Origin of the sequence: Thermosediminibacter oceani DSM 16646 (assembly GCF_000144645.1) — a bacterium.
Taxonomy (GTDB): Bacteria; Bacillota; Thermosediminibacteria; order Thermosediminibacterales; family Thermosediminibacteraceae; genus Thermosediminibacter; species Thermosediminibacter oceani.
The window spans coordinates 1,766,194-1,786,874 of the sequence record NC_014377.1; the positions used below are offsets into that span (position 1 = coordinate 1,766,194).

17 protein-coding genes, 7 tRNA genes and 1 riboswitch are annotated in these 20,681 nt (G+C 47.9%); of the genes, 1 reads left to right on the top strand and 23 read right to left on the bottom strand.

Going from position 1 to position 20,681, the window contains the following annotated elements:
• Positions 1 to 12: 12 nt before the first annotated feature.
• The 20 genes from lonB to TOCE_RS08945 all read right to left on the bottom strand — a co-directional run bounded on the left by lonB (position 13) and on the right by TOCE_RS08945 (position 16,749).
• Positions 13 to 1,680, bottom strand: a complete 1,668-nt coding sequence (gene lonB / locus TOCE_RS08850) for an ATP-dependent protease LonB (RefSeq protein WP_013276521.1) — start codon at positions 1,678 to 1,680, stop codon at positions 13 to 15.
• Positions 1,681 to 1,789: 109 nt separating this feature from the next.
• On the bottom strand, positions 1,790 to 3,055 hold the full coding sequence (gene clpX, locus TOCE_RS08855; protein WP_013276522.1) for an ATP-dependent Clp protease ATP-binding subunit ClpX: 1,266 nt from the start codon (positions 3,053 to 3,055) through the stop codon (positions 1,790 to 1,792).
• Positions 3,056 to 3,059: 4 nt separating this feature from the next.
• The gene (clpP, locus tag TOCE_RS08860) at positions 3,060 to 3,662 is read right to left on the bottom strand and encodes an ATP-dependent Clp endopeptidase proteolytic subunit ClpP (RefSeq protein WP_013276523.1); all 603 of its coding nucleotides are present in this window, start codon (positions 3,660 to 3,662) and stop codon (positions 3,060 to 3,062) included.
• A gap of 21 nt (positions 3,663 to 3,683) precedes the next feature.
• Positions 3,684 to 5,024 carry a trigger factor gene (gene tig, locus TOCE_RS08865; RefSeq protein ID WP_013276524.1) on the bottom strand — a complete coding sequence of 447 codons (1,341 nt, stop codon included), beginning with the start codon at positions 5,022 to 5,024 and terminating at the stop codon, positions 3,684 to 3,686.
• A 116-nt stretch (positions 5,025 to 5,140) separates the two neighbouring features.
• A tRNA-Leu gene (locus tag TOCE_RS08870) sits at positions 5,141 to 5,224 on the bottom strand.
• 1 nt (position 5,225) lies between these two features.
• Positions 5,226 to 5,301, bottom strand: a tRNA-Lys gene (locus TOCE_RS08875).
• Positions 5,302 to 5,305: 4 nt separating this feature from the next.
• A tRNA-Gln gene (locus TOCE_RS08880) sits at positions 5,306 to 5,379 on the bottom strand.
• A gap of 14 nt (positions 5,380 to 5,393) precedes the next feature.
• Positions 5,394 to 5,470 (bottom strand) — tRNA-His (locus TOCE_RS08885).
• A 6-nt stretch (positions 5,471 to 5,476) separates the two neighbouring features.
• Positions 5,477 to 5,553, bottom strand: a tRNA-Arg gene (locus tag TOCE_RS08890).
• 3 nt (positions 5,554 to 5,556) lie between these two features.
• A tRNA-Gly gene (locus TOCE_RS08895) sits at positions 5,557 to 5,632 on the bottom strand.
• A 7-nt stretch (positions 5,633 to 5,639) separates the two neighbouring features.
• Positions 5,640 to 5,716 (bottom strand) — tRNA-Pro (locus TOCE_RS08900).
• A gap of 80 nt (positions 5,717 to 5,796) precedes the next feature.
• A complete protein-coding gene (pgmB, locus tag TOCE_RS08905; RefSeq protein WP_013276525.1) occupies positions 5,797 to 6,465 on the bottom strand; it encodes a beta-phosphoglucomutase in 669 nt (222 codons plus the stop codon).
• On the bottom strand, positions 6,452 to 8,758 hold the full coding sequence (locus TOCE_RS08910) for a glycoside hydrolase family 65 protein (RefSeq protein WP_049817965.1): 2,307 nt from the start codon (positions 8,756 to 8,758) through the stop codon (positions 6,452 to 6,454). Before TOCE_RS08910 ends, pgmB begins: the two co-directional genes overlap by 14 nt.
• A gap of 152 nt (positions 8,759 to 8,910) precedes the next feature.
• The gene (locus TOCE_RS08915) at positions 8,911 to 10,161 is read right to left on the bottom strand and encodes an ABC transporter substrate-binding protein (RefSeq protein ID WP_013276527.1); all 1,251 of its coding nucleotides are present in this window, start codon (positions 10,159 to 10,161) and stop codon (positions 8,911 to 8,913) included.
• Between the two features lie 39 nt (positions 10,162 to 10,200).
• A complete protein-coding gene (locus tag TOCE_RS08920; RefSeq protein WP_013276528.1) occupies positions 10,201 to 11,031 on the bottom strand; it encodes a carbohydrate ABC transporter permease in 831 nt (276 codons plus the stop codon).
• Complete coding sequence (locus TOCE_RS08925) at positions 11,031 to 11,882, bottom strand: carbohydrate ABC transporter permease (protein ID WP_013276529.1); 852 nt, start codon at positions 11,880 to 11,882, stop codon at positions 11,031 to 11,033. Before TOCE_RS08925 ends, TOCE_RS08920 begins: the two co-directional genes overlap by 1 nt.
• Positions 11,883 to 11,936: 54 nt before the next feature.
• Positions 11,937 to 12,944, bottom strand: a complete 1,008-nt coding sequence (locus TOCE_RS08930) for a LacI family DNA-binding transcriptional regulator (RefSeq protein WP_013276530.1) — start codon at positions 12,942 to 12,944, stop codon at positions 11,937 to 11,939.
• An 81-nt stretch (positions 12,945 to 13,025) separates the two neighbouring features.
• Positions 13,026 to 14,051 carry an NHL repeat-containing protein gene (locus TOCE_RS08935; RefSeq protein WP_013276531.1) on the bottom strand — a complete coding sequence of 342 codons (1,026 nt, stop codon included), beginning with the start codon at positions 14,049 to 14,051 and terminating at the stop codon, positions 13,026 to 13,028.
• 51 nt (positions 14,052 to 14,102) lie between these two features.
• Positions 14,103 to 14,804 (bottom strand): cell wall-associated hydrolase-like protein, encoded by a 702-nt coding sequence (locus TOCE_RS11725; protein WP_013276532.1) that lies wholly within the window; start codon positions 14,802 to 14,804, stop codon positions 14,103 to 14,105.
• A 223-nt stretch (positions 14,805 to 15,027) separates the two neighbouring features.
• Positions 15,028 to 16,749, bottom strand: coding sequence for a S8 family serine peptidase (locus TOCE_RS08945; RefSeq protein WP_013276533.1), 1,722 nt, complete (start codon positions 16,747 to 16,749; stop codon positions 15,028 to 15,030).
• A gap of 348 nt (positions 16,750 to 17,097) precedes the next feature.
• On the opposite strand from TOCE_RS08945, the gene TOCE_RS08950 reads away from it, so the two are divergent.
• The gene (locus TOCE_RS08950) at positions 17,098 to 17,769 is read left to right on the top strand and encodes a hypothetical protein (protein WP_013276534.1); all 672 of its coding nucleotides are present in this window, start codon (positions 17,098 to 17,100) and stop codon (positions 17,767 to 17,769) included.
• 71 nt (positions 17,770 to 17,840) lie between these two features.
• Here TOCE_RS08950 and TOCE_RS08955 read toward each other — a convergent pair whose 3' ends face one another.
• From TOCE_RS08955 to TOCE_RS08965, 3 genes are all read right to left on the bottom strand, one after another.
• On the bottom strand, positions 17,841 to 18,929 hold the full coding sequence (locus tag TOCE_RS08955; RefSeq protein WP_013276535.1) for a sigma 54-interacting transcriptional regulator: 1,089 nt from the start codon (positions 18,927 to 18,929) through the stop codon (positions 17,841 to 17,843).
• A gap of 96 nt (positions 18,930 to 19,025) precedes the next feature.
• Positions 19,026 to 19,114, bottom strand: a riboswitch (cyclic di-GMP riboswitch).
• A 103-nt stretch (positions 19,115 to 19,217) separates the two neighbouring features.
• Complete coding sequence (locus TOCE_RS08960) at positions 19,218 to 20,168, bottom strand: D-2-hydroxyacid dehydrogenase (protein ID WP_013276536.1); 951 nt, start codon at positions 20,166 to 20,168, stop codon at positions 19,218 to 19,220.
• 25 nt (positions 20,169 to 20,193) lie between these two features.
• Positions 20,194 to 20,667: a metallophosphoesterase family protein gene (locus tag TOCE_RS08965; protein ID WP_013276537.1), complete on the bottom strand. Its 474-nt coding sequence runs from the start codon at positions 20,665 to 20,667 to the stop codon at positions 20,194 to 20,196.
• Positions 20,668 to 20,681: the final 14 nt, after the last annotated feature.

The following is a 20,681-nucleotide window of genomic DNA, read 5'->3' on the forward strand; positions in this document are numbered from 1 at the left end:
GCCGAAATTTATTTAATTCCTGCCCGATAAAATTGCCATTTTTCTATCGGCCACCGGTTTTTCGTGCGAAAATACCAGGGCATGTTCTATTACCTCTTCGATCCTGTCTACTGCCAGGATCTTCACATCCATGGTTTTAAAGAGATCCTGCCAGTTTTCTTTGGGTATTATTACCGTTTTGGCTCCCGCCCTCCTGGCAGCCTCGATCTTGGCAACTATGCCTCCCACCGGCTTAACAAACCCCCTGATGGAGAGCTCCCCGGTCATGGCAACCAGGTTATTCACGGGGATATTGGTTATGGCAGAGTAAATGGCTGTGGCGACGGTGATACCCGCCGATGGGCCGTCTATCGGTATACCTCCTGGGAAATTCAGGTGTATGTCGTAATCCCCGGGGTCTACTCCCAGATATTTTTTTAGTACCGTAAGGCAGTTGTCCACGGCACCTCTTGCAGTAGCCTTGCGCTTCAGCCTGTGCATTTCCCCACCCATTTCCTCTTCTTCCATGATACCGGTGACAGTGAACTTGCCCTTACCCCTTTCAACCGGTATAGCGGTAGCCTCTATTTCAACAAGGGTGCCCATATTGGGGCCGTAAACCGCAAGACCATTAGCGGACCCCACCTGGGGAGTGGGACTTACTTTCTTTTCCGGCCTGGGAGAGTATTGTCCACTGTTTATTACCCACTCAACGTCTTTCGCTTCTATTTTCTTGCGCCTTTCCATCATCGCTAGCCCGGCGGCCATCTGCAGTATGTTCACCGCCTCGCGCCCGTTAGTGGCGTATTTTTTAATTATTTCTACGGCCCGTTCTTCCATCTCAAAGGATATCTTGGCCGCCGCGTTCCTGGCAATCTTACCTATGTCTTCGGGGCTGAGGGGTTTAAAAAATATTTCTATACACCTAGAGCGGATCGCCGGAGGAATTTCCTGCGGAGTCCTGGTAGTTGCACCAACCAGCCGGAAGTCGGCGGGAAGTCCTTTTTGAAAAATCTCGTGAATGTAAAGGGGGATATTTGGATCTTCGCTGTTGTAATAGGCGCTCTCCAGGAAAACCTTGCGGTCTTCCAGTACCTTTAACAGCTTGTTCATCTGTACAGGATGCAGCTCTCCGATTTCGTCGATGAAAAGCACTCCTCCATGGGCTTTGGTAACGGCTCCCGGTTTGGGCTGAGGTATTCCCGCTATGCCCAAGGGGCCGGCTCCCTGGTATATAGGATCGTGCACGGAGCCTATAAGAGGGTCGGCTATCCCCCTCTCGTCAAACCTGGCTATGGTAGCATCCACTTCCACGAATTTGGCGTCGGGGCCAAAGGGCGAACCGGGGGTTTTTTTAGCTTCCTCCAGCACCAGCCTAGCGGCTGCGGTTTTTCCTATACCCGGAGGACCGTAGATAATGACGTGCTGGGGATTAGGCCCGCACAAGGCCGCTTTCAGGGCTTTCAGGCCCTCCTCTTGCCCAATAATATCTTCAAATTTCGTGGGTCTCGTTTTCTCTGCCAGCGGTTCTGTGAGGGATATTTCCCTCAACCTCCGCAGTTTTTCCAACTCTTTCCTGGATTCGCGGTCGACCACAACCCTGTTCCCCTGCTGGTTTCTCAGGAGGTTTAAAAGATAAAGCCCGATAACTATGGCGAAAACTATCTGTATCAGGCTTAGGATATTCAGTGTCACGTTCAAAAAATATCTCCTCCCTTCCCAAACTTCGGCTTTTTTTATTATTACCGCCCGGATTTAATTTATCCTGGAAAGGGAAGTAAAAAAGTGCAGCTTTCGCTGCACTTTAACTTTAAGCAGTCACTTCTTTTTTCTTGGCCTTCTTTCTTTCGGAAGTTACTATTATCGGCTCCTCTCGCTTTAGGACAACTTCTTTGGTGACGACGCACTTGGTTATATCGCTCCTGGAGGGTATCTCATACATTACGTCCATCATAACTTCCTCCAGGATCGCCCTCAATCCTCTCGCACCGGTCTTCCTATTCAGCGCCTCCTGTGCTATGACCTGCAGGGCCTCATCGGTAAACTCGAGCTGCACGTTGTCCATCTCGAACAATTTCTGGTACTGCTTTACGAGTGCGTTTTTGGGTTCTTTTAAAATTCTTATGAGTGCTTGCTCGTCCAAAGCATCCAGGGTTACTATGATGGGAACCCTACCAACGAATTCCGGTATCATGCCGAACTTCAGCAGGTCTTCCGGCATTATCTGGCTCAAAAGCTCGCCTACATTTTTTTCTTCCTTACTGCGAATCTCCGCACCAAATCCTATAGATTTCTTTCCTATCCTGTTGGCTATGATTTTTTCTATACCTTCAAAGGCACCGCCGCAGATGAACAGGATGTTGGTAGTATCTATCTGTATGAATTCCTGGTGCGGATGCTTGCGGCCTCCCTGGGGAGGTACGCTCGCAATGGTGCCTTCCAGGATCTTCAGCAGTGCCTGCTGCACTCCTTCGCCGGAAACGTCTCTAGTTATGGACGGATTTTCCGATTTTCTGGCTATCTTATCGATCTCGTCTATATACACTATACCCTTTTCCGCTTTTTCGACATCATAGTCAGCGGCCTGAATGAGCTTTAGGAGGATGTTTTCCACGTCCTCGCCCACGTAACCAGCTTCGGTGAGGGAGGTAGCATCGGCGATGGCAAAGGGCACATTCAAAATTTTGGCAAGGGTCTGAGCCAGCAACGTCTTACCGCTGCCCGTAGGTCCGAGCATTATGATGTTGCTCTTTTGAAGTTCAACATCGTCCGTTTTTACGCTGGAATTAATGCGCTTGTAATGGTTGTATACCGCTACCGACAGTATTTTCTTTGCTTTTTCCTGGCCGATGACATACTGGTCAAGTATCTCTTTTATCTCGCTGGGTTTGGGAATATTAGAAAAATCCATTTCTGCGTCTTCACTGAATTCCTCTTCTATTATCTCGTTGCAGAGCTCAATGCATTCGTCACATATATATACACCGGGACCCGCCACAAGTTTACGCACCTGGTCCTGAGTTTTTCCGCAAAAGGAGCACTTTAATTGGCCCTTTTCGTCGTTGAATTTAAACATGGTATCACCTCTTTTCTCCGGCTTTGGTCCTCTTGTAGATCACCTCATCGATAAGACCGTATTGCTTTGCTTCAACGGCAGACATGAAGTAGTCCCTCTCCGTGTCCCTCTCTATTCTCTCAAGAGGCTGTTTCGTGTGCTTGACCAGTATTTCGTTTAATACTTCCCTCAAGCGCAGAATCTCTTTTGCGTGGGTTTCTATGTCCAGGGCCCGGCCCTGCACACCTCCCCATGGTTGGTGGATCATTATCCTGGAATTGGGAAGTGCTAAGCGCTTGCCCGGGGCGCCACCCGCCAGAAGCACCGCACCCATGCTGGCAGCCATACCGATACATATAGTGGAAACGTCGGGTTTGATGTACTGCATGGTATCGTATATGGCAAGGCCGGCCGTTACGGAGCCACCGGGGGAGTTGATGTAGAGATAGATATCTTTATCCGGGTCTTCGGACTCTAAAAACAGCAGCTGGGCGATGACAAGGCTCGCAATCGAATCGTCTATGGGAGTCCCGATGAATACTATCCTATCTTTGAGGAGCCTCGAATAGATATCGTAAGCCCTTTCTCCACGGTTTGTCTGTTCAATTACAATTGGCACAAGACTCATATTAATGCCCTCCCTTTCAACTTAGACTTGCTCTTCCTCGCCTTCACCCTCGTTCCCGGCAATCCCTTCCACGACCTTTTCCGTAACCTTTGCGTGGGATTTCAGGAAATCGAAAATCTTCCGGGTCAGTATACGGTCTTTAATATACTCTAAATTCTCCTCTTTTAAACCCTTTTTGTATTCGGCCAGGGATTTCTGGGCGGCTTCGGCGTACTTTGAAAGTTCGTCGTCGAGTTCTTCCTCGGACACCTCAATGTTTTCGGCTTTAGCTACGGCTTCGAGCACAAGAGAAGTTTTTACATTTTCATAAGCCCTGTCCTGGAATTTTGCCTTAAATTCCTCCGGCGAAAGCTGGGATGCTTCAAGATACTCTTTTAAATCCATGCCCCTCAATCTCAACTGGAAGGCAAAGTCCATGATCAGCCTTTCGATTTCCCTGTCGATCATAGCCTGAGGAATATCGACCTTTGCCTGCTCCGTCAGCTTTTTGAGGATTGAACCCCTTAGCGAACTTTCGGCGAAAGATTTCGCCCTTTCTTCCAGTTTATTCTTTATATCCTGCTTTAATTCCTGCAGTGTATCGAACTCGCTCACGTCTTTGGCAAATTCGTCGTCAATTACTGGGAGCTCCTTTTCCTTAATTTCTTTCAGCGTGACTTTAAACAATACTTCCTTTCCTGCCAGCTCTTTGTTCGGGTGGTCGGCCGGGTATGTAACCTTAACCTCCCGGGTTTCTCCAGCGTTCATACCCGCTATCTGCTCTTCCAGGTCTTCCACCAGGATTTTTGAGCCGAGCTCCATGGGATAATTTTGCACCTTCCCGTCCTTGAGGGGTTTCCCATCTAGAAAACCTTCAAGATCGACTATTACAATGTCCCCTTTCTGGGCCGCCCTTTCAACGGAAATGAGCCTGGCGTTTTTCTCCTGCAGGGCCTTCAGTTCCTTTTCTACATCCTCCTCTGTAACATTGTACACCATTTTTTCCACTTCTAAACCTTTATATTCTCCTAAATCCACTTCGGGTTTGACGGTGACTTTTGCGGTGGCGACGATGCCTTTCCCTTTTTCAATCTGATCTATATCGAAATGTGGATGGTCCACAGGCTCTAGGTTATTCTCTTCCACACCTTTTTTATAGGCTTCGGACAGCACTATTTCCGCTGCGTCTTCATAAAAAACTTCCGGGCCGTAATGCATTTCAATCAATCTTCTGGGAGCTTTGCCTCTTCTGAATCCCGGTATGTTAAACCTCTTGACGTTCTTTTTGTATGCCTGCTCCAGCGCCTTTTCAAATTCGTCAGCGCCAACTTCAATTTTTAAAGTTGCTACATTATTTTCTATTTTTTCCACATTAACCTTCATTATGCTCCTCCTCACAATCACGCTAAACCTTTTTTGCCATTTTATTATAGCATAAAAAAATAAATAATAAAACAATACCCCGGTACAAATTACCGAGGTTCTTTGCAAAACTCATATGGTGCGGGCGAGAGGATTTGAACCTCCACGGGAAACCCAACGGATCCTAAGTCCGTCGCGTCTGCCAGTTCCGCCACGCCCGCATGGTGAGCCATGGAGGACTCGAACCTCCGACACCCTGATTAAAAGTCAGGTGCTCTACCGCCTGAGCTAATGGCCCTTAATGGCTGGGGCGGCAGGATTCGAACCTACGATGCAGGATCCAAAGTCCCGTGCCTTACCGCTTGGCTACGCCCCAGCATAAAAAAATTTTGGGGTGGATAGTGGGACTCGAACCCACGGCCTCCAGAGCCACAATCTGGCGTTCTAGCCACCTGAACTATATCCACCACGTATGGCGCGCCCGAGAGGATTCGAACCTCTGACCTACGGATTAGAAGTCCGTTGCTCTATCCAACTGAGCTACGGGCGCGTATGGAGCGGGAAACGGGATTCGAACCCGCGGCACCCAGCTTGGAAGGCTGGTGCTCTACCACCTGAGCTATTCCCGCATGTTTCTGGTCGAGGCAGAGGGACTTGAACCCCCGACCCCATGGTCCCAAACCATGTGCGCTACCAAGCTGCGCCATGCCTCGAACGTCTTTAGAGACAATGTATAGTATACATTAAATTATATTTTGCGTCAAGATTATTTTAACACAATCCCGCTCCCTTTTCAAATACTTTCAACTTGATTGTCGAATAATCTGAGGATCTCCCTAAAATTTTTCAGATCCTTAAGAACTATGTCGGCTTTTTTCAAAATTTGCGGATCTCCTATCCCGACTGCAAACATGCCCGCCCTTTTTATCGCTTCTATACCCGCTGTTGAGTCTTCCATCCCCACACACTCACCGGGTTTCAAACCCAGGTTTTCAGCGGCCACAAGGAATATCTCTGGGTCGGGCTTGCCCCTTTTAATCCGGGCTGCATCCACCACGTAGTCGAACAACTCCTCTATTCCAAGGCGTTTCAATACAATAGGTGCATTTCTACTGGCCGATGCAAGGGCGATTTTTACGCCTCTGCCCTTAAGGGCTAAAATGAGTTCTCCTGCGCCGGGAAGCAGGTCTTCCTGCGTCATCTTTTCTATCATATCTTTATAGTACCCGTTCTTTTTTTCGGCGAGGTGCTCCTTTTCCTCCCTGGTAAACTTTCGCGGGCTTTTTTCCAGGATCATCTCCAGGGATTCCATCCTCCCTACGCCTTTCAGCCTTTCGTTTATTTTTTCGTCAAAATAAATGCCCAATTCGTCGGCTAATTTTTTCCATGCCAGGTAATGAAACCTGGCCGTGTCGGCAATAACCCCGTCCAGGTCGAAAACGGCGGCTTTATAAACCGGCACGGCGGATCTCCCCCTCTACGGTAATACCGGGCTTCAGCAAAAGTTCCGAGCCAAAGTGGCGTATTTTTATGGGCTCGCCTTCCTCCAGGGTATAAAAGACCTTTTCCCTCTCGAGCATCACGCGGAGCCTCCTGCCTCTGTATTTCAAGGTAAACTTGAGGCAGCGCCATTTTTCGGGCAGAGCCGGGAAAAAGTAAAGCCCATCAGGATAAACCCTTAGGCCACCGAAGCCGTATACGGCGGCGAGCCACGCGCCACCCATAGCGGCTGCGTGTATGCCGTCTTTCGTGTTGCCGTTGTAGTCGTCCAGATCCATTCGGCACGACCATATAAAGTACCGGTAAGCTTCACCATGATAGCCCAGTTCGGCTGCCAGCGCAGCAAACACTGGCGGCGAGAGGGACGAATCGTGGGTGGTTACCGGCTCGTAGTAATGGTAGTTCCTCCTTATTTCCTCGATGGTGAATTTCTCCCTTAAAAGGAACATCAACAGCAGCACATCCGGCTGCTTGCATATCTGATGCCGGTATATATTTAAATAATGCCAGTGTAAAAGGAGCGGAAAATCTTTTTCGGGTATCATGTCAACCGTAATCCTCTTTTTGTAGAGAAAACCGTCATCCTGAGGTACTATCCCCAGTTCCTCGGAATACGGAAGGTACATATTTTCGGCTGCCCTGCGCCATTCGTCAACTTCCTCATCTTGAAGGTTGATCTTTTGCGAAAGCTTCCTGTAATCCCCGGGCCTTTCCCGCTTCATCCTGTCCGCTATTTTTGCCGCAAACTCCAGGTTCATTTTGGCCATGTGATTCGTATACGCGTTATTGTCTACAAGGGCCGTATACTCGTCGGGCCCGGTAACGCAGTTTATGCAGAACTTGCCGCCCTTTGCGGGTATGTAGGAGCCAAGATCAACCCAGAACCGGGCCGTCTCGAAGGCTATCTCCGCCCCGTAACCGTACAGGAATTCCTCATCCCCGGTCGCTTCCACATAGCGTTTTATAGCGTATACTATATCGGCGTTGATATGGTACTGAGCGGTACCCGCCGGGAAAAACGCCGAACACTCGGGGCCGTCGATAGTCCTCCAGGGGTACAGAGCTCCCCTGTGCCCCAGCTCCCCGGCCCTTTCTCTGGCAGCGTCCAGCAACCGGTAGCGGTGCATTAATAAAGCTTTTGCTATATCCGGCCTGGTATAGATGAAGAAAGGCAGCATGTATATTTCTGAGTCCCAGAAGTAATGACCGCCGTAACCCTCACCAGTAAGGCCCTTCGCGGCTACGTTGGTTTTGCCGTCCCTGCCCGCCGATTGAAGGAGCGAAAACATACTGAATCTAATTCCCTGCTGGGCTGCGGGGTCTCCCTCGATGACCATGTCGGCGTCTTTCCAGAAGTCCTCGAGAAAGGTCTCCTGCTCCGCCTCCAATTGGGCGAAGCCGTCCTCTTTGGCTTTACTGACTTCCCTCCGGGCAAGAAGCACAAGGTCCTCACGTCCGGCGTCCCGGGAAGTAAAATATGATATATATTTAAAGAGGTTACAGGTGACTCCTTTGTGTGCTTTCACCCGGAACCTTATCTCTAATTCCTCTTCGGCCTGGTGGCCGGTAATCACCGCATCCCCGCCGGGTACCAGGTCATGTTCCACAGCACACGAAAGGAAAAAACCGCTCCTTTCCGTCCTTTGTTCCAGCCACGCCCCCGTTCCGTCTACGCCTTTGTCGACCGTGAAAAGCGCCCGGCCCTTCAACCCCGAACCTACCCTGAAGTCAGAGCTCTCATCTAGATTTGAAACCCTGCCGTCGATGCGGGATACGAATTCAAAAAAGCCGTCGAAGTTTACCGGTTTCAGCGAGAAAGATACGGCGGCCAGGTGCGGCCTGTCAAAGTGTACCAGCCTCTTAATTTCGGCTTCTACTATTTTGCCCGAGGGCGACTCCCACGTGATCCTCCTTACAAGGATGCCCCTTTTCATATCCAGTTTTCTCTCGTACGCGTGAATCCTTCCCGTCAGCAGGTCGAATCTCTCGCCGTCTATAAACGGTATGATGATTTTGGCGTCGGCCACGTTGAGCATGGCCTGGCCCTTTCGGGGAAATCCGTAGCCGCCTTCCGGGTATACTATATCGTATTCCTCGTAAAACCCGTTTATATACGTGGCGTTGAAGGTGGTATCAGCAGGGCCGCTGTAGCCTTCCTCAAAATTGCCCCTCATCCCCATGTATCCGTTGCCAGTAGTAAATACGGTCTCGTCCCTGAAATTGGTCTTTATGTCGAACTCGGTCTCTCTGATCATCCACTCGTCAAATTCGTATATTATACTTTTGCGTGCATTGCTTCCACTCAAGCCGAATAACCTCCCAGCAAATGTTCGTCTTTTGTAAATTTAATAATTGTGTGAAGAGTATCATCCCCCACCTGAAGGGTTCAGGTGGGGGACGGTCGGACTTACTTGCCTTCGGTAGCCTGTTTCGCTTTCTCGATCATTTCATGGTACTTATCGAGGGTGGGCTTTACCTCTTTACCTTCAAGAACAATTTCCCTCAACGCGCCGTTTATGGCCTTGTCCACATCGGCCCAATATGTAAGGTTCGGCCTCGGTTCCGCGTGCTTCAAAGCCTCCGAAACTGCTTCAAAGTAGGGTTTTTGCCATTCCTCGACTTTACCGTAGGCATCGGTTCTCATGGACGGCCAGCCGAGCTTCGAAGTGAGGATCTCCTGGACTTCCTTGCTCATCAGGAATTCCATAAACTTGACAGCCATCTCTTTATTCGGAGCACCCTTCGGTATACCTATCACTTCACCGCCCAGGACGTGGGATTCCTTGACGGGACCTGCCCATCCATGATATGCTTTGATCTCTTCCTTACCTCCGTCTTTCACAACTACGACCGACGTAAAGGGCCAGTTCTGTACAAGATATGCGCTTTCGGTAGCCAGGTACTGGTTCGGAGTATTCCAGTCAGCTTTCTTGCTCTCAGGAGATAGATACGGGTAAAGTTCCTTGAGGAATGTAAAAGCCCTGATTGATCCTTCGTCATTTAGCACCGTCGGGTCTCCGCCGGCAGACCTTATAAAGTCAAACATATGGCAGGTGCTGTCGGGACCCAGATTCATCTTTACTACTACTTTACCGACACCCTCTTTTTCTTTAAATGTCTTTGCCACCTGCAGCAGCTCATCCCAGTTGGTAGGAGGCTTCAAGCCGTATTCGTTAAACTTCTTCTCGTTGTAGAAAGCAATTTCTACATTCGGCCTGTAGGGCATAAAGTAGAGTTTACCGTTGAATTCTCCCACCTCTATAAGGTTCGGGATAACCTCATCGGGGATCATGTTCTCGTAGGGCGTCAGATCTTCAACCAGCCCCTTTTCAACGAGCGGCGCCAGCTGCATGTTGTCCTGGGTTATAAGATCGATATCCATCTGTCCAGCCTGGTGCATGGCTTCAAGCTTTTTAACGGCATCCCCTGCTTCCATCTGGATGGGTTCGATTTTTACGCCGTATTTTTTCTCAAATTCGGGAAACACGTTTTCCCTCATTACCTTCCATTCTTCCTCGGCCAGCCCCATGGCGACCTTGAGCACGCCTTTCCTCGCATCGGCCTGATTATTACCGGTGGTACCGCACCCGGTCAGCGAGGCTAGAAAGAGCATCGACACCAGAGCTAAACAAATCGCCTTTAGCATGCTCTTTTTCATAACTTACTCCTCCTTGTTTTTTTATAGCTTAAGATCGATTTAACCTTTAACAGCTCCCGACAAATACCCCCCTTTCATATAGCGCTGGAGAAAGAATGTCACCACCATTACCGGTATAGTTAAAATGGTGGCGTATGTAGCTGCGTCAAACCATCCTCCCCTCACGACGTAATAATAGGTCTGCAGAGGCAGCGTCCTCTGCGAAACGGTGAGGTACAGGGCATAGGTAAACTCGTTCCACGAGTTCAGCCATACGAATATAGCAGCAACCGCGATACCCGGTAGCGCTAGAGGCATGATTACTTTTATCAACGATTCTACCTTCCCCGCCCCGTCGACCATAGCGGCTTCTTCCAGATCTTTCGGAATAGTCTCGAAAGTTCCCACCAGTATCCAGGCAGCAAAGGGGAGATTGAGTATCAGATGTGCAAGGACAAGGCCCAAGTACGTGTCGATTAAATTCATCTTAATAAACTGGACCGAAATGGGCAGCGCTATTCCCACTTCCGGGAACATCCTTGTTAGAAAGAGGGACAGTACCAGCGGATACTTTATTTTGCGGGGCATCCTGGCTATAACGTATGCGGCGGGAGATGCTATCAATACAGCTGCAACCGTTGTCAGAGTAGCCACGGCAAAACTTTTGACGAAGGGCGCCTTCAGGTTGCCCGATTTCAAAACCTTCACCCAGTGTTCCAGCGTAAAATCCCTGATTAGAAAAGAAGGATGGGCGGTTAAAATTTCACCGGGGGTGCTCACCGAAACTTTAAAGAGTATGTATACGGGTATGACCATAGCCATCGCCGCAAGGAGGGCCACAGGCAGATACAGGGAATCGGATATTTTACGGCTTAAATCTCTACCCCTCATTATCCACTAACCTCCTCAGAGCCGCCCACTTTTAAGTACCCGTATATAAATATCATGATGATTACGAGCAAAATCGTGGAAGCAGCAGCCGATGTATAGGCATTTCCATAATTGTTGTACTCGTCGTAAGCAAAAGTTGAAAGCACCGGTGTAGCTCTCCCGGCAAGGACCAGCACAAGCTCGAATACCCTGAAAGCATCAATAGCCCTCAGTATAATGGCCATTGTGATATACGGTTTCAGGAGGGGAAGGGTGATGTTTCTGAATGTCTGCCAGGCTGTTGCGCCGTCAATACTGGCAGCCTCATAGACCTCGTCTTGTATGCTCTCGAGCCCCGCCAGCAGTATCAAAATCACCATGGGAGTGACCTTCCACATGTCGGCCAGCGACACCATCATAAGCGTGCGGAGCCCACCGCTGGCCCAGTCGACCGGAAGTTCTATTATATTCAGCCTGTAAAGCAGTTCATTGAGATACCCGTGAATACTGAATATGTAAGTCATCGCCACACCCGAGACAAGCGTCGGCACACCCATCGGGACCATTAGCATGGCTCGCAAAAAGCCCCTCCCGAAAAACCGCCTTTTCAAGATCAGAGCTATGACTATGGCTGTCACCATTTCAAGGGTTAAACTTAGGAGCGCGAAGGCCACCGTATTAAAGAGCGCGCTCTTAAACTCCACCTTACCGATTATTTCCCGGTAGTTGGCCAAGGTTAAAGCCCCTGTGAACCTATCAAGAAAACTCATGGTAATTGTCTGAAATATCGGGTATACTGTAAACCCCAGTATGTACAGTAGCAGCGGTGCCAGCAGTAAGGCTTCCAGCCTGTACTTTTTAAGCCAGGTCACGGCCAGACCCCCTTTAGAAAACTCCGTAATCGTTTACGGTGTCGTCTAAAAAAATTATATGCTTTTACAAGAACTCCGTATAACGAGTTTATGTTCCAGTATTATCTGCTTTCTTTCAACACTTTCTCCGTTGATCAAGTTTATCAATATTTCGGCGGCTACAGCGCCTATATTGTACATAGGCTGAGCTACAGTTGTAAGCGGCGGCCTTGTCATTTCGCTCAGGTCGATGTTGTCAAAACCCACCACCGAAACGTCATCAGGGCATTTCAGGCCGAAATCAAAAACGGCGTTTAAGGCCCCTATAGCCATTATGTCGCTCACAGCGAAGATGGCTGTTGGCTTAACACCGGCCTCTAGAATTTTTCTTGCAGCTTCGTAACCCCCCTTCGCCTTAAAGTCACCCTCAGCGATCAGTTCATTATAGATTTTAAGTCCGGCTTCGCTCAAAGCCTTTTTATACCCCATCAACCGGTCCACGCTGTCAATGGTCTCCTTCATGCCGTCCAGAGGACCGTGGATTATTCCTATCCTTTCATGGCCGAGGGAAATGAGGTAGTTCACGGCATCGAAGGCGGCTTTGAAATTGTCGATAGTCACATAGGGGACGTCGTACACTGTAGCCCTTCCTGCCAGGACTACGGGAATTTTCTTCCGGCTGAAGGCCTCATAATGCTCCTCGCTGAAATAGTCGCAGTGAAATATTACTCCGTCGACCCAGCGGTTTTTTAAGATATCTATGTATTCGAACTCCTTTTCCCTTTTGTTGTCGGCATTGCAGAGGATCACGTTATACCTGAGGCTGTGGCAGGTGTCTTCGATTCCTCTTACTATTTCGCTGTAGTAGGGGTTCGATATATCTGGCACGATAAGCCCCACCGTCCGGGTTTTCCCCTTGATAAGGCTCCGGGCAGGCATGCTGGGTTCATATCCCAGCTCCCTTGCGATCTTAAGCACCCTTTCCCGGGTTTTTTCGCTGACATCGGGCTTGTTGTTGAAAACCCTCGACACAGTTGCTATCGATACGTTTGCAAGTCTTGCTATATCTTCTATAGTGGGCATTTCGTCACTCCTAGGTTCGTAAACGTTTACGAAAATATTTTACTATAATAAGCCCAGGTTTCTCAAGAGTTTTTCAATTAATTATTTTAATAGAACAAAATTTTGAACCATCATCTCTCCTCTACCCTTCAACGAATACGTGCTTATCTGTTTCATGTTTTTTAAATCGTATACAATAATTTTTCCCCCATTCCCAATTTGATGGAGTGTATAAAGATGATCGCCAGCGATAGCCGCGCGATAAACTTTATGATTTAGAACGAAATTAGCTTTTTGCTTCAGAGTTTTTCGATCCAGAAATGTAAGGATAGACCGGTCATCGGCAATGTCATGGGTGATGACAATAGAATCTGAAGTGGTTAATATATGATTAGGTGCAGGATACCTTAATTTTAAAGTTCTCGCCTCCCACGATCCATCTAAATCAATAACAATTACGTGTTGATCAGGTTGCTCCCTTCGACTATCGCTAAGGGAAGTGATTATAAGCCGTCCGTCCACAATTCGAACATCGCCCGCTCTGCCGCCTACATTCAGCGGAATACTTTTGATCAGGTGTCCTTGCAAATCAAATACATCTATAGATTGGTTTTTTTGCGGGACCTGCGCCACATAAACGTAAGCGTATTTTTTGTCGGTTTCAAGAGCCCAGGGAAATCCTTTATGGCGAATCGTATTGCTGTGGTTGCGGTTACGAAAATCATAGCTAAAATAATCAATATCTCCTTGAGGATCGCTATTGTAGATGACAAGTTCTCGATTCTCATCAATTTTATCGTATAAAAAAGGGAACTGATGGGTCTTTTCAATTATTACTTTATCTTCCTTTACCCGGACAATCTTGTCGGAAAATCGCCCAAGCATAACCAGTTCTTGATCCCCAGTGCGTTTGACCTCAAATATTCCCCGCACGGGAATATTTAGGGTCGTAATTTCCTTTCCTTCGTCATCAAGGACAACAATCGTAGACTTTTCCTTAAGAGAATTGGTATACACAACGGCTAAAAAACCTTTTTCCCAATTAAACTTATTGGAACAGCCGGTAAGGATGAATAACATGATCAAAACTGATGCAATTAAAGTGATTATCATTTTATTATTTAACATAACTTTTTGCCCCTCCAAAGAAAATGAGCGGCCACTGCCGCTCCTAGTATTTTATTTTGAGTAAAAGACTACCGTATGGGGGCTTTCCACAAGATCCACCGGCCACACGGCGCCTCCATCGTTTAAGTCCCAACCTCGATTTTTCCAGGCCCGCCAGGCTAGTTGAGAGCAATAGAATGCATCCGTACGGTTGATATCAAAAAAGTTGTAATTGTACGGTTTCCCAATTTGTGCATAGGAATAATCAGCAGCGTATCGATAATCGGCATCTCCCGCACCGCTCACCCACAAACCTTTTACATTAGAGTAACGGACACCCCAATCGTTCGGCCAACGTCTTACACCGTTCAGACTACCTTTATTTCCGAAGCTTTCTACCGTATAATCAGAATTGTACACAACACCGGCATGACCACCAACCCAGGAAGAAGAACCTGAGCTTGACTCACTCAACGTTACCAGGATATCTCCATATGAACCAATTGAACCGGCGGGTGCTGTAACGGTAACTCCACTATTTACCCCTTTCTTTAAATATTTGTACTTGAACTCTTTCTTAAGTTCTTTTTCATCCGGTAAGGCAACTTTATTCCAATTTTTTAACAGTCTCTCCGTTCGAATTTTCGCATTTTCAATGTCTTGCAGTTGCTCCTTTGTTAATTCCGAATCCTGCGCTTTCAATGCCTCCGTCCCAATAACTGCAATCAACGTAAAGCATAGAACCACAACCAGAAAACCTTTAAACCATTTCACGGCGAATCTCTCCTATTCTAGACACTTTCCCCAATTTCTCGAAACAGCAAACCGGAAAACACGCCCATCAACCTATTCTTTATCGCCCGCCTCCTCCATTTTAACTAAGTCTATCCAGGTAATGCAACTGACCGGTATGATGAATGGTGTATAAGTAGCAGAATAGAGGCTTTATCGCCTCTATTCTGCTTTTTTATAGTGAAGAGGGGATATAACTTTCGCATCACTTCCAGCTGACATTGAACCAGTAGTTTCCGGAGCCTCTATACGAGTAAACCCTCAGTTTGTATGTGCCGGTTTTGGTAGGCGTGTAGCGAATCTGTTCCTGCCTCGCGGTTCCCGTGGAACTGGCGACCAGGGTATCGTTCGGATCGTAGAGGTATATATCGAAATCTATCGAGGAGGTGTGATTCGGCATTACGAAGGTGATTCCGATGGGCTTTGTAGTATCGGTCACGTCGAATTGCCACCAGTCGGTATTGCCCGTGCCGGACAGGCTGTCCTGAATGAAGGAGAACCCTATGCCGTCGGAGAAGCTGCCGGCAAATCCGCCTGCCTGTTTAATGCAGTTGTACGAGAGGTTTATGCCGTAGCCGAAATCGATGTCCTTGCCCGAGGGCCCGAAGTCTTTCACATTGGCGCTGGAGTAAAGGATGTTCTTAACCTGGGAATCAGTAAGCGCATAGTTGGCATCCAGCATCAACGCTATAACACCGGATATGAAGGGCGTCGCCATGGACGTACCGCTGTAGGTCACGTAACCGCTGGTGGTACCCGCCCTGGCTGCGGTGATATTGCTGCCCGGAGCGGTTATATCCGGTTTTATGCGATTGTCGGCCGTAGGTCCCCTGCTGGAAAATTCGGACAGCACCCATCCCCTTTCACCCGGGTCGTAGAGGGAGCCCACGGTTATAGCATTCGCCGCTGCGGCAGGTGAACCTATGGTGTACCTGGCCGGCCCCTCATTGCCCGCAGCAACCACCATTATTATGCCGTTGTTCACCGCGTTGTTTACCGCCTGCGACAGACTGTCAGTTCCGTCGGAAGAGCCCGCTGCCCCGAGGCTCATGTTGCCTATGCGTATGCCGTAGGTATTCTTGTTCTGGATCATCCACTCGATGCCCGAAATTATCCCGCTGATCGTGCCGGACCCGGCGGAATTCAGGACCTTTATTCCTACCAGAGCCGCCCCCGGAGCCACGCCTTTATAAGCCGGGTTCCCCTCGCCGGTACCCGCAGCGATGCTGGCCACATGGGTGCCGTGGCCATTGTCATCGTAGGGAGTAGTCCTTCCGTTGATTACATCGTACCACCCTATTACCTTTCCGCCATCCAGGTCTACGTGGCCTGCGTCTATGCCTGTGTCGAGGACCGCTATTACCACATCGTTTTTGGAATACGAAGTCTTGTTGCCGTCCCTATCTCCGTCGACGCCAAAATCACTTCTGGCCGCCTGAACTCCCGTCCACTGCGTAGCGGTGTTTATAAACGCCTTTACTTCCCGGTCCATATCGATTCTTTCGACCATCGGGTTCTTCGACAGGGCTCTTATCTGCTCCGGTGTCATCATCGCCGAAAAGCCCTTCAATGCCTTCTCCCACTGGGCTTTTCTCTCAATGACACCGATGTGCGTCTCCAGATCCTTCAGAACCTTTTCCGACGGGTTTTCCTTCAATCTGACTACTACGGGTACCTTTTCATCCCCTTGAGCCTCGATCAATCCGTCGAGGTCATCCGCTATCTTATTCTCGTCCCGATCCCCGATAAATGGCAAATCGTCGATTTTTTCAGCGGCCAGTTGCTTTTGGGCCACCTCTTCCCGGCCGATGGCTTCCACCGGCTCCCCGGGAACTACACCTCCCGGCTGAGCGGCGCCAAGTCCCGGTATCAATATGTTCAGGAAAAGCGCCGCGATGAGTATGACCGGGATGTACCTCTTCTTCATACAGGACACCTCCCTAAAGATTTTTTTACGACGGCGCCGTCTGAAATTATGTATATGCAACAAACGTACCAATCCAAAAGGGCTCTTTTATTGGTAATTATGGATATAAAATGGGAAAACGGGATGATTGTATCCCGTTTTTAGCGTCCCGTTTTCCCATTAGCTTAAAAAAAAATATATGCATGTTCAAAGGAAAAGCGGCCTGTTATTACGTGCTAAGTGAACTCCCAGTCATTCATGTTTATACCCCCACATAACTTTACAGTTATGAAGATTATTCTGTCGTTTTTTATATTCTGAAAATAATATTATAATAATATTAGACTATTCAGAGAAAGGATAGATTTTATGAGTAGAAAAATCGGCATAATTTGTACCGTACTGGGAATCTTTATTTTGCTTGCCGGTTTTTCATTAAGAAGTTTTATTTACCATACGGAGTTTATATTGAAAAATGATTTAAATCGCAGGTTCGTTTCGTTTTTATATGATAACGGCTTATTAGATAATAATAATATTTCTGAAAGCGATATAGGCCATCCCTATTTTGCAAAAGACGTTTTGTTTATTTCCAATACAAAGAATAAATTGCGCGGGGTTCACCTTCATCCTAATAATCATTTAGTGGAACGCACAAGTGGAATAACAATAGAATTAGAAAACAATATTTTTATTGAGTTTTTTGCTGATGAACAGTACGAACAAGAGATAAGAGACATTTTGGCAAAATTCGATCCCAAAAACTATCCGGTTAACCCTGAAGCTATAAAGCTGGCTTTGTTAAAAAATGCATGTGCTAATTTCGGGCAAATTCTAGCGTTTATCGAACATCACGGATTCTTAGGACTACCGGGACTATTCATTGAAGGATTTAATTCCGCCGTCAGGATACCTGTAGTTCCATTAATATACAAAAGCCCGGCGATGCAAAAATTCTTCCAATCGCTAATCCTGCCCGTAATTGGATTTATAATGACCGCGATAGGCTCCTTCAAGCTTGTCAAAAACCATTTCTCGTAGTTTCAGGACGTTCATCCTGAACATTGTGGTGCAATCGCGATGGACAAACAGGGAGAGGGCAGGGAAGCCCTTTACATCCCTTCTTCCCATTTTCCGCCGTTCTCGACCATTTCAAGCAACGCTTTTCCCTTTCCCGTCAGTACGGCGCCTTTAGCTCCTATTTTCAATTCAATCAGGCCGTCCCGCTCCATCTGTTTCATCATTCTCCTTATAATACCCTCTCCCAAATTCCAGTTCTCTCTCTTGGCCATTTCAGCCAGAGCCCTCCGGCCGATGCCGTCGTTCTCTTTTATTTTCTTCATGATCCATATCATTGCTTCCCTTTTTTCCTTTACACTCAGATCGCTTGCAGCGCTCAATATCCCGGAGATCATGTGTGATGGCAAATCCTCGATGGCGATCCTGGTCGTCTCATCCTTTACGCTAACCAGGTACTCCACCAGATTTACAAGTTCCCTCACATTCCCCGGCCACTCGTACGAAAGCAGGTAATCAAGGGTATCTTCTTCAAAAAAATCCCATGCATTCGTAATCCTTCCATCGGTATACCTTTTCAGATAAAATCCCAGTAATACCAAAATGTCCTCTTTCCTTTCCCTCAGCGGTGGGACATACAGCGGTAGAACGCTCAGCCTGTAATAAAGATCCTGCCTGAAAGAGCCCTCCTTAACTTTTTTCCAGAGATCTTTGTTCGTAGCAGCTATAACCCTCACGTCCAACTGTATTGCCTTAAGCCCTCCGACCCTGATTATTCTCTTCTCCTGTAGGACTCTTAAAAGCCTCACCTGAAAATCCTGCGGCGCATCGCCTATTTCGTCAAGAAAAATTGTGCCGCCATCGGCCTCCTCGAACAGGCCGGGTTTTCCCCCTTTCTTAGCCCCGGTAAACGCACCCTCTTCGTAGCCGAAAAGTTCGCTTTCAAGCAGATTACTTGGTAATGCGGCAAAATTCACAGGTACGAAAGGACCATCCTTTCTCCTGGAAGCATTGTGTATAGCCTGAGCGAAAAGTTCCTTTCCGGTGCCGCTTTCCCCGTAAATAAGCACCGTTGAATCGCTTGATGCTATTTTCTTTGCCGCTTCTATTGCCTTTTTTATCGCACGGCTTTGACCAACTATGTCCTCGAATTCGTAAACTGCCGTAAGCCCATCTTTTCTCACCTGCGCACCTCCAAATTCCGATTAAACTTAAAACAAAACTACCTCTGCCGGACACTGGAAAGGTAGTCTTTTACAATCCTATAATCTATTTTAAACCCCGGCAGCCCGGCTGCTATGAAGAGCTTGTCTCTTCGTAGGCCCGTGGCTTTGCGTCCCTACCTTTCGACGGTTTGCCCTTGACGGAAATAATTTTATTTTACATATTTTTACTATTCTTCATATTTATGCCATTTCCTGCTTTTTATGTAATCAAAATTAAAGCCCGGTTTTATCAAACCGGGCATATTATCAGTATCCCCTGTCCAGGTCGACGACATTTATCAATCGCTCATTCTTCAGGTATCTTTCCAGGTTTTCGTTCACCACTTTCATGGCTCTTTCCATGTAACGGTCGGAGCTGCCTGCTATGTGTGGAGTTATTATGACGTTGGGCATTCCCCACAAAGGACTTTCCGGCGGCAGGGGCTCTTCCTCAAATACATCTAAGGCCGCTCCCGCTATCCAGCCTTCTTTCAGTGCCTTTATAAGAGCACTCTCGTCAACCACGGCGCCCCGGGCTATGTTTATGAAATAAGCTGTAGGCTTCATGGCTCTGAAGTGTTCTTCTCTAAACAGGTGACGGGTCTCGACAGTAAGAGGGACAGCGCACACCACGAAATCGGACTTCGACAGGAGTTCTTTCAGAGAACTGCTGCCGTACATCTCATCGTAATCTCCTTTTATCCTGCCGCTCCTGCGAAGGCCGATCACTTTCATGCCGAAAGCCTTTCCCAGCCTTGCTATCTCGCTGCCGATATTACCGGTCCCCACTATTCCCAAAGTCTTTTCGAATAGCTCCGTAGTATTTACTTTTTTATTCCAAATCTTATTTTTCTGCTGTTCGTAAAACCGGTTCAGCCCTCTGGCAAACATGAGCATGTAGCCGAACACCAGCTCCGAAATTGGCACTTTATGAATTCCGCTGGTATTGGTTACAATTATGCCCTTTTCCTTGACCAGATCAAAGGGCAAGCGTTCAACACCGGCGCTCAGCGACTGGATCCATTTTAGCCGTTCGGCAGCCTCAACAAGCTGCCTTTCAAAGTTGAATCCCCAGTCCACGTAAACTTCAGCGTCTTTTATCTCTTTTATTTTTTCCTCGGGGTTTTCGCTTATGACTATGTTCCAGTCGGGGGCGACTTCGCGCGTTTTTATGAGGTGCTTTTCGGAAACCTTGGCCCCGAATAAGATTTTCCCCATAAGCTCAAACCCTCCCTCGCTTTTTTCAAAGCTCCTTTATGGAGCTTTTTATATCCTCGTCCCGTATCTCAAGCACACCGAAAGTCCTTCCCGTGCCACACCTTGGAAGGGCAAGACTGCCGGGGTTGAAAATCAGGACATTTCCCACGCGCGTATTTTCCGGACAGTGGGTATGACCGAAAACCACCGCATCGGCAGAAAGGTCCTTTGCCCTGGCCAATAGCCTTTCATACCCGTGTTTTACACGATACGCATGGCCGTGGGTGAGAAGTATCTTTTTACCTTCCAATTGGATCAGCCTCTCACCCGGATAGTCGGAACCGGTGTCGCAGTTGCCTGACACCCCGTAAACCCTGTAATTATACGCTTCCCTGATGTAATCAGCGTCGGCCGATATGTCTCCTGCATGCAAGATCAAATCCACAGGTTCCACAACTTTCATGGCTTTATCTATAAAATGTAGAAAACCGTGCGTATCGCTAAATACTCCGATTCTCAAATGTCGCCCCTCCG